16 protein-coding genes are annotated in these 13659 nt (G+C 68.8%); 13 read left to right on the plus strand and 3 right to left on the minus strand.

Annotated elements, in window-relative coordinates; translation table 11 throughout:
* Positions 1 to 35: 35 nt before the first annotated feature.
* Both GV790_RS14055 and GV790_RS14060 read right to left on the minus strand, forming a co-directional pair.
* Positions 36 to 377, minus strand: a complete 342-nt coding sequence (locus GV790_RS14055; RefSeq protein ID WP_163813787.1) for a YciI family protein — start codon at positions 375 to 377, stop codon at positions 36 to 38.
* 2 nt (positions 378 to 379) lie between these two features.
* Positions 380 to 976, minus strand: coding sequence for a dihydrofolate reductase family protein (locus GV790_RS14060; RefSeq protein WP_163813788.1), 597 nt, complete (start codon positions 974 to 976; stop codon positions 380 to 382).
* Positions 977 to 1147: 171 nt separating this feature from the next.
* Between GV790_RS14060 and GV790_RS14065 the strand changes: the two genes are divergently transcribed.
* Complete coding sequence (locus GV790_RS14065) at positions 1148 to 2458, plus strand: cation:proton antiporter (protein WP_256673279.1); 1311 nt, start codon at positions 1148 to 1150, stop codon at positions 2456 to 2458.
* Positions 2459 to 2513: 55 nt separating this feature from the next.
* On the opposite strand, the gene GV790_RS14070 is transcribed toward GV790_RS14065, so the two are convergent.
* Complete coding sequence (locus tag GV790_RS14070) at positions 2514 to 2717, minus strand: hypothetical protein (RefSeq protein ID WP_163813789.1); 204 nt, start codon at positions 2715 to 2717, stop codon at positions 2514 to 2516.
* Between the two features lie 92 nt (positions 2718 to 2809).
* On the opposite strand from GV790_RS14070, the gene argC reads away from it, so the two are divergent.
* The 12 genes from argC to GV790_RS14130 all read left to right on the plus strand — a co-directional run bounded on the left by argC (position 2810) and on the right by GV790_RS14130 (position 13486).
* Positions 2810 to 3868: an N-acetyl-gamma-glutamyl-phosphate reductase gene (gene argC / locus GV790_RS14075; RefSeq protein ID WP_163813790.1), complete on the plus strand. Its 1059-nt coding sequence runs from the start codon at positions 2810 to 2812 to the stop codon at positions 3866 to 3868.
* Positions 3865 to 5082, plus strand: coding sequence for a bifunctional glutamate N-acetyltransferase/amino-acid acetyltransferase ArgJ (gene argJ / locus GV790_RS14080; protein WP_163813791.1), 1218 nt, complete (start codon positions 3865 to 3867; stop codon positions 5080 to 5082). Before argC ends, argJ begins: the two co-directional genes overlap by 4 nt.
* A complete protein-coding gene (gene argB, locus GV790_RS14085; RefSeq protein WP_163813792.1) occupies positions 5079 to 6005 on the plus strand; it encodes an acetylglutamate kinase in 927 nt (308 codons plus the stop codon). The genes argJ and argB overlap by 4 nt, the downstream gene beginning before the upstream one ends.
* Positions 6002 to 7210 carry an acetylornithine transaminase gene (locus GV790_RS14090; protein WP_163813793.1) on the plus strand — a complete coding sequence of 403 codons (1209 nt, stop codon included), beginning with the start codon at positions 6002 to 6004 and terminating at the stop codon, positions 7208 to 7210. The genes argB and GV790_RS14090 overlap by 4 nt, the downstream gene beginning before the upstream one ends.
* Positions 7207 to 8190: an ornithine carbamoyltransferase gene (gene argF, locus GV790_RS14095; RefSeq protein ID WP_163813794.1), complete on the plus strand. Its 984-nt coding sequence runs from the start codon at positions 7207 to 7209 to the stop codon at positions 8188 to 8190. Before GV790_RS14090 ends, argF begins: the two co-directional genes overlap by 4 nt.
* A complete protein-coding gene (locus GV790_RS14100) occupies positions 8187 to 8702 on the plus strand; it encodes an arginine repressor (protein ID WP_163813795.1) in 516 nt (171 codons plus the stop codon). Before argF ends, GV790_RS14100 begins: the two co-directional genes overlap by 4 nt.
* 287 nt (positions 8703 to 8989) lie before the next feature.
* Positions 8990 to 9436 (plus strand): Scr1 family TA system antitoxin-like transcriptional regulator, encoded by a 447-nt coding sequence (locus GV790_RS14105; RefSeq protein WP_256673281.1) that lies wholly within the window; start codon positions 8990 to 8992, stop codon positions 9434 to 9436.
* 497 nt (positions 9437 to 9933) lie between these two features.
* Complete coding sequence (locus tag GV790_RS14110) at positions 9934 to 10491, plus strand: hypothetical protein (protein WP_163813797.1); 558 nt, start codon at positions 9934 to 9936, stop codon at positions 10489 to 10491.
* A 177-nt stretch (positions 10492 to 10668) separates the two neighbouring features.
* Complete coding sequence (locus GV790_RS14115) at positions 10669 to 10989, plus strand: GYD domain-containing protein (protein WP_163813798.1); 321 nt, start codon at positions 10669 to 10671, stop codon at positions 10987 to 10989.
* Positions 10990 to 11081: 92 nt separating this feature from the next.
* Complete coding sequence (locus GV790_RS14120; RefSeq protein WP_163813799.1) at positions 11082 to 11732, plus strand: DedA family protein; 651 nt, start codon at positions 11082 to 11084, stop codon at positions 11730 to 11732.
* A 9-nt stretch (positions 11733 to 11741) separates the two neighbouring features.
* Entirely contained in the window at positions 11742 to 12824 is a 1083-nt protein-coding gene (locus GV790_RS14125; protein WP_163813800.1) for a sensor histidine kinase, read from the plus strand.
* Positions 12812 to 13486, plus strand: coding sequence for a response regulator (locus GV790_RS14130; RefSeq protein WP_163813801.1), 675 nt, complete (start codon positions 12812 to 12814; stop codon positions 13484 to 13486). The genes GV790_RS14125 and GV790_RS14130 overlap by 13 nt, the downstream gene beginning before the upstream one ends.
* The last annotated feature ends 173 nt before the right edge of the window (positions 13487 to 13659 follow it).

The following is a 13659-nucleotide window of genomic DNA, read 5'->3' on the forward strand; positions in this document are numbered from 1 at the left end:
ACGGTCGTCCCGATCGTGCTCGCCGGAGCGCACCGCTAGCCCCCGGCCAGTGGCCGCACCTCGATCGGCAAGGTCACCACCGCGGCCAGCCTGCTCGCCCACCGCAGCGCCTCGTCCAGATCGGCCACCTCGATGATGGTGAATCCGCCGATATGTTCCTTCGCCTCGATGTAGGGCCCGTCGGTGATCAGCGTGTCGGGCCCGTTCGCCCGCACCACCGTCGAGGCGCTCGGCGCGTGCAGCCCGGCGGCGAACACCCACGCGCCCGCGGCCTGGATCTCGTCGTTGAGGGCCTCGAGATCGCGCATGATCTCGTCGAGATCGTCGGGCACCTCCTCGGTATCGGGTTGGTAGATCCCCAGCAGGTATTGCGGCATCGTCAGCTCCTCTCGGCGGTGCGATAGGTCGCGATCAGCACCCCGGTCGTGGTGCGGACACAGTCGACCAGGTGGAGATCGCCGAGCGTGGTCCGTCCGTCGAACAGTCGCCGCCCGCTCCCGAGCACCAGTGGATGGATCTGCAGCAGATACTCGTCGACCAGACCGTGCGCCATCAGCGATCGGAGCAGATTCCCGCTGCCGAGCACCACGAGATCCAGCTCGGGCCGCCGCTGCTGTAGCCGGGGGACCGCTTGGACCGCGTCTCCGTCCAGCAGGATCGAATTCTGCCACGGCAGCGGTTCGGTCAACGTCGTCGATGCGACGTATTTGTCGGTCTTGTTCAGTACTTCGGTGAACGGATTGCCGGACCGGTGTGGCCAATATCCGGCGAAATCCAGGTAGGTGCGGCGTCCGAGCAGCAGGGCGCCCTGGTGCTCGGCCATGTGCTCGGCCATCACCCTGGCCTGCACCTCGTCGCCGAATCGGTAGGCCCAGCCGCCGTGGGCGAATCCGTCGCGCGGATCCTCCTGCGCGCGCCCCGGTGCCTGCATGACGCCGTCCAGTGTCACGCTCACCACGGCAATGATTCTGCTCATTGTTCCGGCTCCTTTCCGGACCGGCCGATGCACGGTCTCATCCCCTACACGAACGGCGCACACCCGGATCGACACCGTCGAGCAGAAAATTTCTGCTCCGAAGACGACGGCCGGCCACCATCGCCGGTGTCGTACCCGTGACCGGTCGTCGCGCCGTGCCACCATGACCGGATGGTGAACCTGGCCGAGGCGGCCGGCAGCGCGAGCGTGGCGCCGATCGTGTCGCTGTTCTGGATCGGCACCGCCGCCGTCGCGGCACCGCTGATCGCGCGCCTGCTGCGCGGCTATGTGCCGGACGTGGTGATCCTGCTGCTGTTCGGGGTGGTGCTGGGCCCGCACGCGCTCGGCCTGGCCGATACCGGTGGCGGCGTCGATCTGCTCAGCGAACTCGGGCTCGGCATGCTGTTCCTGCTGGCCGGCTACGAACTCGACCCACAACTGCTCCGCGGTAGGCGCGGGCGCACCGCCTGGTTCACCTGGCTCGCCTGCCTGCTGATGGCGATGCTGTTCGTCGCGGTGGTCGCCAACGACGCGAAGTTCACCGCGGTCGCGGCGGTGGCCATCGCGATGACCTCGACCGCGCTCGGCACGCTGCTGCCGATCATCAAGGCGCGCGGCATCCGCGACTCCGGTCTCGGCCGGGCGGTGCTCGCGCACGGCGCCGTCGGCGAGCTCGGCCCCGTTGTGGCCATGTCGATCCTGTTGACCAGCCGCAATATCGGTGCCGCGATCGTGGTGCTGGTGTTGTTCGCGATCGCGGCCGCCCTGATCGGCCTGATGCATCAGCACATCCTGGACCGGGTGCCCGCCTTCGGGCGGTTGCTCACCGAACTGTCGGCCGGGACCGCGCAGCTGCCGGTGCGGGTGGTGTTCCTGCTGCTGCTGGTGCTGATGACGCTGGCCGAGGAGTTCGGGCTCGATGTGGTGCTCGGCGCGTTCGCCGCCGGCATCATCCTGCGCAAACTGCTCGGCGGGGAACGCCAGGAGATCGGTGCTTCGCTCGAGACCATTGGTTACGGGGTGCTCATTCCGATCTTCTTCGTCGTCTCCGGGATGGGCATCGACGTGGCCGCGGTGGCCGACGAGCCGGTCACCTGGGCGTTGTTCGTGGTGTCGATCGCGGTGGCTCGCGGGGTGCCGGTGTGGTTCAGCGAGCGGTTCGTTCCGCACGGCGCCAATCTCGGCGACCCGCGCGAACGGTTGCAGCTGGCGTTGTACGCCGCGACCGGGCTGCCGATCATCGTCGCCGTCACCCAGGTGGCGACCAGCACCGGTCTGATGGAACAGGGGCTGGCGTCCACGATGGTGGCGGCCGGTGCGACGACGGTGCTGCTGTTCCCGCTACTGGCCCGGTGGGTGGGTGCGCGCGGCGACCAGGTGTCGCGTGGCGATACGGCCGGGTCCGACGGGGCGACTAGACGGGACGGGGTGACCGGACGGGACAGGGTGACCGGGGCCGACGAGGCGGCCGGGCGCGAGTGAACCCGCCGGGCCGGTCTTGCCCGGCCGCAACGGCGACGCCGGTCTCGCGCTGCCCCTATTCCTCGCGATCGCCCGGTCGGCGACGGTGCGCCACCACCCGGACGACGAAGCCCGCCAGATGCCGTGTCCGCGATTCCACCCGGCGCTGGAGCTCGTCCAGGTCGGCGTCGGTGGCCTGGGTGAGGTCGAGCGCGAGCAGACCATCGGTGGCCTTGTCCAGGGCATTCAACCGATCGTCGAACACGCGATTCGAACGCATGTTCTAAGCCTAGCGCATCCGGCGGTAGGGTGGATAAGGGAAATTCCCGCACCGCCGGTGAATGAGCTTGCATGGTCGTGCATAATCATCACATGGTTGATTCCTCGGACGGACCCGTCGTGCGGGTCGCGGTTGCTGGTGCCAGCGGATACGCGGGCGGCGAGGTCTTGCGCCTGCTGCTCGGTCATCCGGAGTACCGAACCGGGCGCCTCGTCATCGGGGCGCTGACCGCGGGATCCAACGCCGGCACCCGGCTCGGTGCGCTCCAGCCGCACCTGCTGCCGCTCGCCGACCGTGTGCTCGCGCCCACCACCGTCGAGGAACTGGCCGGTCACGACGTGGTCTTCCTCGGTCTGCCGCACGGGCAGTCCGCCGCGCTCGCCGAGCAGCTGCCGGACTCGACGGTCATCATCGACTGCGGCGCCGACTTCCGGCTCACCGACGCTGCCGCGTGGGAGAAGTACTACGGCAGCCCGCACGCGGGCAGTTGGCCCTACGGTCTGCCGGAACTGCCCGGCGGCCGGGACAAGCTGCGCGGCGCCACCAGGATCGCGGTCCCCGGCTGCTACCCGACCGTCGCCAGCCTGGCGCTGGCCCCCGCCATCGCCGCCGGAATCATCGAGCCGAAGGTGAACGTGGTCGCGGTCAGCGGCACCTCCGGCGCGGGCCGCAAACTCGACGTCGGCCTGCTCGGCTCGGAGGTCATGGGTTCGGTGCGCGCCTACAACATCGCCGGCGCCCACCGGCACACCCCGGAGATCGCGCAGAATCTCAGCGCCGCCGGCGGCACCGAGGTCAGCGTCTCGTTCACCCCGGTGCTCGCGCCGATGCCGCGCGGCATTCTGGCCACCTGCACCGCGTCGGTGAAGGTCGACGCCGCCGAGGCTCGCGCGGTCTACGAGAAGGCCTACGCCGACGAGCCTTTCGTCCATCTGCTGCCCGAAGGTGTGCTGCCGCAGACCGGTGCGGTGCTCGGTTCCAACGCCGTCGCCCTGCAGGTCGCCATCGATGAGGCCGCGGGCCTGCTCGTGGTGATCGGCGCGGTCGACAACTTGACCAAGGGCACCGCGGGCGCCGCGGTGCAATCGATGAATCTGGCCCTCGGGATCGAGGAGACCGCAGGACTTTCCACCGTAGGAGTGGCACCGTGACGACAACCGACACCGCCGACGGCAAGCTGATCCGCACTCAGGGTGTGACGGCGCCGCTCGGTTTCCGCGCCGCGGGTATCGCCGCCGGGATCAAGGCCAACGGCAATCCCGATCTGGCGCTGGTGTTCAACGAGGGACCCGAGTACGCCGCGGCCGGGGTGTTCACCCGCAACAAGGTGAAGGCCGCGCCGGTGCTGTGGTCGCAGCAGGTGCTGAAATCCGGTGCGCTGCGCGCGGTCATCCTCAATTCCGGTGGCGCCAATGCCTGCACCGGGCCCGGCGGTTTCCAGGACGCGCACCGCACCGCCGAGGAATTGGCCACCGCACTGAGCAATTGGGGTACCGAGACCGGCGCGGGCGAGATCGCGGTGTGTTCCACCGGCCTGATCGGTGACCGGCTGCCGATGGACAAGCTCATTCCGGCCGTGACCGAGATCGTGCACGAGATGGGCGGCGGCATGTCGGGGGGCACCGACGCCGCCTACGCCATCATGACCACCGACACCGTGCCGAAAGAGGCGTCGTTCCACCATAAGAACAAGTGGAACGTCGGCGGCATGGCCAAGGGTGCGGGCATGCTCGCGCCGTCGCTGGCCACCATGCTGGTCGTGCTCACCACCGACGCGCAGGCCAGTGCCGAGCAACTGGATCAGGCGCTGCGCAAGGCCACCCGGCTCACCTTCGACCGGCTCGATGTGGACGGCTCCTGCTCCACCAACGACACCGTGCTGCTGCTGGCCAACGGCGCCAGCGAGGTCACCCCGACGCAGGATGAACTCGACGCCGCCGTGCTCGCGGTCTGCGATGATCTGGCCGCCCAGCTGATGGCCGATGCCGAGGGTGTCACCAAGCGCGTGGTCGTCACCGTCGCCGGTGCCGTCGACGAGGACGAGGCGTTGATCGCTGCCCGCGCCGTGGCGCGCGACAGTCTGGTCAAGACCGCTCTGTTCGGCTCGGATCCGAACTGGGGGCGTGTGCTCGCCGCCGTCGGCATCGCACCGATCACCCTCGACCCGAACCTGATCTCGGTGTCGTTCAACGGGCAGCCGGTGTGCGTCGACGGCATGGGCGCACCTGGCGCACGCGAGGTGGACCTGTCCGGCGCTGATATCGAGGTCCACATCGATCTGCGGCTCGGCGACGGCACCGCGAGCATCCGCACCACCGACCTCTCGCACGGCTACGTCGAAGAGAATTCGGCCTACAGCTCATGACCGGCGATATCCTGCACAGCCTCTCGGCCCTGGACAAGGCGCACGTCCTCGCCGACGCGCTGCCGTGGCTGCAGAAGTTCCACGACAAGATCGTCGTCGTCAAATACGGCGGCAATGCCATGATCGACGACCGGCTCAAGCGCGATTTCGCCGCCGATATGGCGTTCCTGCGCACCGTCGGCGTGCACCCGGTCGTCGTGCACGGCGGCGGCCCACAGATCAACGCGATGCTGAAGCGGCTCGGGCTCACCGGCGAGTTCCGCGGCGGCTTCCGGGTCACCACACCGGAGATCATGGATGTGGTGCGGATGGTGCTGTTCGGCCAGGTCGGGCGCGAGCTCGTCGGGCTGATCAACGCGCACGGACCGTACGCGGTCGGCATCTCCGGTGAGGACGCGCATCTGTTCACCGCCACCCGCCGCACCGTCGACGTCGACGGCGAGGCCACCGATATCGGCCTGGTCGGCGACGTCACCGAGGTGAACCCCGCCGCCGTGCTCGACCTCATCGGTGCCGGCCGCATCCCGGTGGTGTCCACCATCGCCCCCGACGCCGACGGCGTCGTGCACAACATCAACGCCGACACCGCCGCGGCCGCACTGGCCGAGGGCATCGGCGCGGAGAAACTGGTGGTCCTCACCGATGTCGAGGGCCTCTACACCGACTGGCCGGACCGCTCGTCGCTGACCTCGTCCATCGACGCCGACGCCCTGGCGGAGTTGCTCCCGCGCCTGGATGCGGGCATGGTGCCCAAGATGGAAGCCTGCCTGCGCGCGGTGCGTGGCGGGGTGCCGAGCGCGCACGTCATCGACGGACGCGTCCCGCATTCGGTGCTGCTGGAACTGTTCACCGGAGAGGGCATCGGGACCATGGTCACCCCGGCACCGTCCGGGCGGACGAACGAAAACGGAGCCGGAGCATGAGCACAGAGGACCTGCGGCAGCGGTGGTCGGCCGCCCTGATGCACAACTACAAGACCCCCGACATCGTGCTGGTGCGCGGTGCGGGCGCGGTGGTCTACGACGCCGACGGCAATCGCTATGTCGACTTCCTCGGCGGGATCGCCGTCAACAGTCTCGGCCACGCCCATCCGGCGATCCTGGAGGCGGTCACCCAGCAGCTCGGCACGCTCGGGCACGTGTCCAACATCTACGGCAACGAGCCGGTGATCGAACTGGCCGAACGGCTGCTCGACCACTTCGGTGACGGCCGCACCGGTGACAGCAAAGCGTTCTTCTGCAACTCCGGCACCGAGGCCAACGAGGCCGCGTTCAAGATCGCGCGGCTCACCGGCCGGCGCAAGATCGTCGCCTGCGACGAGGCCTTCCACGGCCGCACCATGGGTGCGCTCGCGCTCACCGGGCAGCCGTCCAAGCGGGCGCCGTTCGAGCCGATGCCGCCCGGTGTGGTGCACGTGCCCTACGGTGACGCCGCCGCGCTGGAGAAGGTGGTCGATTCCGATACCGCCGCGGTCTTCCTCGAACCGATGATGGGGGAGAGCGGTGTCGTGGTCCCGCCGCTGGACTACCTGGTGCGGGCCCGCGAGATCACCGCGAAGCACGGTGCGCTGCTGATCCTGGACGAGGTGCAGACCGGTATCGGGCGCACCGGCAAGTTCTACGCCCACCAGGCCGTCGGCATCGTCCCCGATGGCATCACCCTGGCCAAGGGCCTCGGCGGCGGGCTGCCGATCGGGGCGGTGCTGGCCACCGGCAAGGCCGCCGACCTGCTCACTCCCGGCCTGCACGGCACCACCTTCGGCGGTAACCCGGTCTGCGCGGCGGCCGCCCTCGCGGTGCTGCGCACCATCGACGAACAGGGTCTGCTCGCGCACGTGGAATCGCTGGGCAAGCGGCTCAGCGACGGCATCGCGCTGCTCGAACACCCGCTGATCGATCACGTGCGCGGGGCGGGACTGCTGATCGGCATCGTCCTCACCGAGGACGTGGCCGCGCAGGTCGAGGCGCGGGCGCGGGACGCAGGCTATCTGGTGAATCCGGCCAAGCCGAACGTCATCCGGTTGGCGCCGCCGCTGGTGCTCACCGAAACCCAATCCGACAACTTCGTCGCCGATCTGCCCGAGATCCTCGATCTCGCCGCGGCCGACGCGAAGGGAGCCTCCGCATGACGCTGTCCGATTCCACCCCCGTGAACGGCTCGACCCCGGCCACGGCGGTACGGCATTTCCTGCGTGACGACGACCTGACACCCTCCGAGCAGGCCGAGGTGCTGGCCCTGGCCGCCGAACTCAAGGGCGCGCCGTTCGCGCGTCGTCCGCTGGAGGGCCCGCGCGGGGTCGGGGTGATCTTCGAGAAGAACTCCACCCGCACCCGGTTCTCCTTCGAGCTCGGCATCGCCCAGCTCGGCGGGCACGCCGTCGTCGTCGACGGCCGCGACACCCAGCTGGGCCGTGAGGAAACCCTCGGCGACACCGGACGGGTGCTCTCGCGCTACGTCGACGCCATCGTATGGCGCACCTTCGAACAGTCCAGGCTCGACGAGATGGCCGCCACCGCAACGGTTCCCGTGGTGAACGCGCTGTCGAACGAATTCCATCCGTGCCAGGTGCTGGCCGATCTGCTCACCCTCACCGAGCATCTCGGTTCGCTGCCCGGACGCAAGCTCGCCTACTTCGGCGACGGCGCCAACAACATGGCCCATTCGCTGCTGCTCGGCGGCGTCACCGCGGGCCTGCACGTCACCATTGCCGCGCCCGAGGGTTTCGCGCCGCTGCCGTGGGTCGTGGAGGCCGCGCGGGCCCGTGCGGCCGACACCGGCGGCAGCGTCACCCTTACCGACGATCCGCGCATCGCCGCCGAGGGCGCGGACGCACTGGTCACCGACACCTGGACCTCGATGGGCCAGGAGAACGACGGCCTCGACCGCGTCGGCCCGTTCCGCCGCTTCCAGATCAACGCCGGCCTGCTCGCCAAGGCGCAGCCGAACGCCGTTGTGCTGCACTGCCTACCGGCTCATCGCGGCGAGGAGATCACCGACGAGGTGCTCGACGGCCCGCAGAGCGTGGTCTGGGACGAGGCCGAGAACCGCCTGCACGCCCAGAAGGCGCTGCTGGTGTGGCTGCTCGACAGACAGAACGGCCGACGATGAGCGTGCCCACCTCCGACACCGGCGCCCCGGGTCCGGCCACCGCCGCGACCCGGGCCGGCCGCCAGTCCCGCATCGTGGCGCTGCTGTCGGCGCATTCGGTGCGCAGCCAAACCGAACTCGCCGCCCTGCTCGCCGCCGAAGGCATCGAAACCACCCAGGCCACCCTGTCTCGTGACCTCGACGAACTCGGCGCGGTAAAGTTGCGCGCCGCCGACGGCGGTGCGGGCGTCTACGTCGTCCCCGAGGACGGCAGCCCCGTCCGCGGCGTCACCGGCGGCACCGGCCGCCTCTCCAAACTCCTCGGCGACCTGCTGGTCTCCACCGACGCCAGCGGCAACATCGCCGTCCTGCGCACCCCACCCGGCGCCGCCCACTTCCTGGCCAGCGCGTTGGACCGGGCCTCACTGCCATACGTCGTCGGCACGATCGCCGGCGACGACACGATCGCCGTTATCGCTCGGGAACCGATGACCGGCGCGGAGCTGGCGGCGGAGATCGAACGCCTGGCGTAAATTGCCCGCAGCTCTTCGGGCCGACTGCGGGACGGCAATGACATACGTGATGCGCCGGTACGGCACCGATGTCGAGCAGATCGACCGCATCGCCTCCCTTGCGGGTCGCGCTGATCAAAGCACCTGGAGGGCGCCGTTCAGTGAGGTCCTGCCGAACTGGTTCAAAGCTTTCGTCGGCCTGGAAGGTCTGGCGAAGAGTCAGTTCACCTATCAGGCAATGACGTTGACTGGGCACTCCAAACGGAGGGGTATGCGACGGCGTTGGGTGGCGGCTTCAGATCGCACCATTGGATCTGCCTCAGGTGATTCGGGCTCGGATGGCCAGGCAGCGTCTCGTCGGGTCTGACCCGCTCTGGTTGCAAGCGGTGATCGAAGAGCAAACCCTCGACCGTCTGGTCGGGGGTGTAGGTGTCATGGCCGAACAGCTCCGCCACCTGTGTGACCTGATGGATCGGGACAACGTGGACCTGAGGATCATGCCAACCAGCACCGCCGGACATGCCGGTCCGGACGGCGACGATCCCGCGAACGACCCTGCCGCCCAACCAGTTATCGCGCTGCCCGCCTCCGTCTGGCCGGCCTTCCTCGCCGCCGCATGCGCCAACGCCCCGCACGCGATTGCCGATGCCCCGGCGATCATTCACCACTCGACGGCTCGGTCACTCTCGCCGGGTCCGGCGTTCCCTGCTCTTCACCGCCGCCGAATGGGGCGCCTTCGTCGCAGGCGTGCGTGACGGTGAGTTCTTCGATGTCCGAGCGGCCGTATCTCGGCGTTGTCCGGGCTGGCGGAGATGTGAATATTCGTGCCCGCCACGGTGATCCGCTGCGGCACCGTGTCTCGGGAAGGGGACGACAGCCTCGTGGCTACCTCAGGTGTCGCATCGGGCGATGCAATCTGTTGTCAGCCGGATGACATCGCGGTCTCCGATGTGGCAATGAGTCCACACGTCGACATAGTTCGTATGCGGCCGGGGTGTGTCGGTGGCTATTCGTGACCGATACTCCCGCAGGTCGGTCTCGGTCGGGCGTTGCGTGGCCCGATCTTGGTCTTCATACCGGGCAGTTAGTCGGCAAGTCGAGCTGTTGTTCCTATGGGCCGGTGTAGATTTGGCGGGTCGGGTGGATCGGCGCTCAGGCTGCACTGCCCGCCCGAACCGGGGCACAGGCAAACGTTGGTGGGGTTGGTGCGGCGTCGTTTCGGCGCGGCTCGATCGAAATCTCGGAGGGTCTCGTGGGCGAGAGTCGTGAGAAATCGCAGGGTGCAACGCTCGGCTATCGGCGGTGGCACCGCTACGTCGGGGCATTTGATCGAGTGCAGCACTGTATCGAACGGGGGTACTACCTGGAAGCCGTGGCGATTCTCGACTCGCTGATCACCGACCGGTTGACCAGTCGGGTCGGGTACCTCAGCGGTGCGGAACCCAGGATCGAGCCGATCGGGCCGCTCTGCCGAGCCCTGATCGGTCGTTCGGATGCGAGGGACGGCGCGGGGCTCGAGCACGACGACGAGTTTCGTGAAGTGGTCGAGGAGATCAGGACATGGGCCGTGGAACGCAATCACGCGATCCACGCGACCGCCAAGATCCTCCGCAGCGACGATCCTGTCGTTTCGTTCGACGATGCACTTCGTGTGCACCACCGCACGGCGCTGCGCGGGGTCGCACTCCTCCAACGCTTCGATCGTCTCGATACTTCGGCGCGACAGCGAAACGGCACTATCCCCGCCTCGGCGCCCAACGCGTTCTTCCCGGAGCGGCGCAGGATACCGTCCGGAGAGTTCACTGCGTGAGTAGCTCGGCGACGGCTCTGCTGAGGCTGCGATGGTTGGAACATGAACGCGGGTATCGCCACTGTCACGGTGCCGCATCAGTGGGGTGACGGCCTCGCCGCAAGACCGCGCGGCGATCTTCGCGAACCTAGGGTCGGGACTGGCCGGGATCGTCCTGCGAGAAGGAGGCGTCGCGTTATGCCGAAGTACTTGTGGCGGGTCAGTTACACCCAGGAGGGGGCATCCGGGTTGCTCGCGCAGGGCGGCAGTGTCCGCCGGGCGGCGATCACGGAGATGGTGGAAAGTGTGGGCGGGCATGTGGAGGCCTGCTATTTCGCGTTCGGTGAGGACGATTTGTTCGTCATCGGTGACGCGCCGGACGAGGTATCGGCCGCCGCGCTCGCCATTCGCACCGCCGCGTCCGGCGCCGCGATATCGCACACCGTGCCGCTGCTCACGCCCGAACAGGTCGACGACGCGGTCGCCCGACAGGTCACCTACACACCACCGACCAACTAGCCGCCCGGGTGCGGTAATCCGCACCCCGAGGCATCGGAAACCGGTGGAAAACCGCAGCGACCAGCGGGTTCGTCGTTCGTACCGTGCGATGTATGAACTTCGTACATGCCATGTCGCACACCGAGACCGGTGACCTGGACGGAATCGCGGGCGCCGCCGTGCGGCTGATGGAGCAGCTCGGGGCCCCTGGAGCCGGGCTGGCGGTCGCCGCGGAGAATCTGTTCCCGCCGATTCCGAGTGAGGTGATCCTGCCGCTGGCCGGATTCGCGGCCTCGCGCGGCGAGATCTCGCTGGCCGCCGCCATCGTGTGGACCACCATCGGCTCGGTCGCCGGCGCCCTGCTGCTGTATCTGATCGGGCAGGCCTTCGGGCGCCGGCGGATGTACGCGATGTTCGACCGGTTGCCGCTGGTGAACACCGCCGACCTGGCGCGCAGCGAAGAATGGTTCGCCCGGCACGGCAACACCGCGGTGTTTCTCGGCCGGATGGTGCCACTGGTGCGGAGCCTGGTGTCGGTGCCCGCCGGTGTCGAGGCGATGCCGCTCGGGCGTTTCCTGGTGCTGACCGCCGCCGGAAGCGCGCTGTGGAACTCGGCGTTCGTGCTTTCCGGATATGCCCTCGGCGAGAACTGGACTCGTATCGAACCGTACGCGGACATCCTGCAGAAGCTGGTGATCGTCGCGGTGATCGCGGCCGCGGGGCTGTTCGTCGTGCGTCGCGTCCGGTCCGTGCGCGCCCGTTAGGGTCGGAGCGTGATCGCGCACCTTCGGCATTCGTTCGAGCGTTCGTGCCGTGCCGTGGTCGCGGGGGCGGTGGCCGCCGTCGCGGGGGCCGCGGTACTGGCCGGTGGCGGGCGGGACGCGTTGGCTCGTGCGGCGCGGCGGGATCGTGATCGGCTCGTGCGCTGGTTCGGCGCCGATGTCGTCCGCGATCTGCCGGACCGTGACCCGTCGGGGTATCTGCTCGTCCGCCTCGCCTACGGTCCGGCGGCCGGCCTCGTGGTGGCGGCGGTGCTGATCGCCAGCACCGGGTACGCGGGGTGGGGGCTGGTGCTGCTGGTTCGTGGCAGTATCCCGGCCGCCGATGGCATCGCCGCGCTCATCGTCGCCGCGATCGCGTTCTATCTGGCGATCCGGATGGCGATGATCGTCGGGCAGTGGGATATCCGGCTGGCGCTGCGCACCCTCGCCAGCGATGCGACCCAGTTCCGGTTGCACGAGCTCCAGCGCACCAGGGCGGACGTGGTGACCGCGATCGACGACGAGCGACGTCGCATCGAACGCGCCCTGCACGACGGCATCCAGCAGCGCGCCGTCGCGCTCGCCCTTGACATCGGCCGGGCCCGGCGCACCGCCGAACGTGGCGACCAGCGGCTCGCGGCCCAACTCGACCGCGCGGTCGATCAGGCGCAGACACTGCTCACCGAACTGCGTGAGGTGGCATGGCGCATCTACCCGGCGGTGCTCGACGAGCATGGTCTCGTCGCGGCCTTGGAGGGGCTGTCGGCGCACACCTTCCTTCCGGTGGACCTCGAGCTACAGCCGGATGTCCGGCCACCGCACGATGTGGCGGCCGCACTGTATTACGTTGCCGCCGAAGCCGTCACGAACGCGACCAAACATTCCGGGGCCGACCGGGTGACGGTCCGGGTGACCGCCGACGATCACACCGTCACCCTCACCGCCACCGACGACGGCTGCGGCGGAGCCGACCCGTCGGGATCGGGCTTGACCGGCCTGCGGCGCCGGGTCGCCGCGCTCGACGGCACACTATCGGTGCGCAGCCCCGCGGGTGGACCGACCGTCGTGGAAGCGAGGATTCCGTGCGCATCGTGATCGCCGAGGATTCGACCCTGCTGCGCGAGGGGCTGTCCCGATTGCTCGCCGACGAGGGGCATGAGGTGCTGGCCTCGGTGGGCACTGCGGTGGAACTCGACTACGCCGTGGCGGCCGAGGTGCCCGATCTCGTGCTCCTGGATGTGCGGATGCCGCCGACCTTCTCCACCGAGGGGATCGACGCGGCCCGCAGGCTGAAGCAGCAGCATCCGGATCTGGCCGTGCTGGTGTTGTCGCAGTACGTCGAGCACCGCAATGCCACCAGCCTGCTCACCAGCGGGCTGGGCGGCATCGGGTATCTGCTCAAGGATCGCGTATCGGATGTCGACGCCTTCCTCGCCGATCTCGAGCGGGTCGCGGCGGGCGGCACCGCATTCGATCCGGAAGTGGTGCGGCAGTTGTTCACCACGATGCGGCGGGCCGACCCGCTCGCCGCCCTCACCGACCGCGAACGCGAGGTACTCGAGGCCCTGGCCCAGGGGTTGACGAATACCGGGATCGCCGACCGCCTGCACATGTCGGTGAGTGCGGTGGAAAAGCATGTGAACTCGATCTTCGGCAAACTCGAGTTGCCCAAGGACACCGACCGCAGCCGACGGGTGGGCGCGGTGCTGCTGTATCTCGAGAGTATGAACGACTCGGGGCGATCCGACCGCGGCTGAGCGCGGACACGGCCCTGGTTGTGCCCACCTTCGCCGGCGCGAGGGTGGGCTTTCGTCATTGCTGCGCGCGGCCGGGTCGCCTCCCGGTTCGACAGCGATCATGTGGAAAACCACATCCCATCGGGAGGCCGACCGCAGTGTGCGGGAGTGCCCGCGTTTTTAGCGTTTTCCAC

The organism is Nocardia cyriacigeorgica (assembly GCF_010858045.1).
GTDB lineage: Bacteria > Actinomycetota > Actinomycetes > Mycobacteriales > Mycobacteriaceae > Nocardia > Nocardia cyriacigeorgica_E.

Coding starts and splice junctions, on each gene's coding strand:
- GV790_RS14115 (WP_163813798.1), top strand. CDS start 10,669: ATGCCGAAGTACTTGTGGCGGGTCAGTTACACCCAGGAGGGGGCATCC.
- argC (WP_163813790.1), top strand. CDS start 2,810: ATGGTTGATTCCTCGGACGGACCCGTCGTGCGGGTCGCGGTTGCTGGT.
- GV790_RS14060 (WP_163813788.1), bottom strand. CDS start 976: ATGAGCAGAATCATTGCCGTGGTGAGCGTGACACTGGACGGCGTCATG.
- GV790_RS14070 (WP_163813789.1), bottom strand. CDS start 2,717: ATGCGTTCGAATCGCGTGTTCGACGATCGGTTGAATGCCCTGGACAAG.
- GV790_RS14055 (WP_163813787.1), bottom strand. CDS start 377: ATGCCGCAATACCTGCTGGGGATCTACCAACCCGATACCGAGGAGGTG.
- GV790_RS14100 (WP_163813795.1), top strand. CDS start 8,187: ATGAGCGTGCCCACCTCCGACACCGGCGCCCCGGGTCCGGCCACCGCC.
- GV790_RS14120 (WP_163813799.1), top strand. CDS start 11,082: ATGAACTTCGTACATGCCATGTCGCACACCGAGACCGGTGACCTGGAC.
- argF (WP_163813794.1), top strand. CDS start 7,207: ATGACGCTGTCCGATTCCACCCCCGTGAACGGCTCGACCCCGGCCACG.
- argB (WP_163813792.1), top strand. CDS start 5,079: ATGACCGGCGATATCCTGCACAGCCTCTCGGCCCTGGACAAGGCGCAC.
- GV790_RS14090 (WP_163813793.1), top strand. CDS start 6,002: ATGAGCACAGAGGACCTGCGGCAGCGGTGGTCGGCCGCCCTGATGCAC.
- GV790_RS14065 (WP_256673279.1), top strand. CDS start 1,148: ATGGTGAACCTGGCCGAGGCGGCCGGCAGCGCGAGCGTGGCGCCGATC.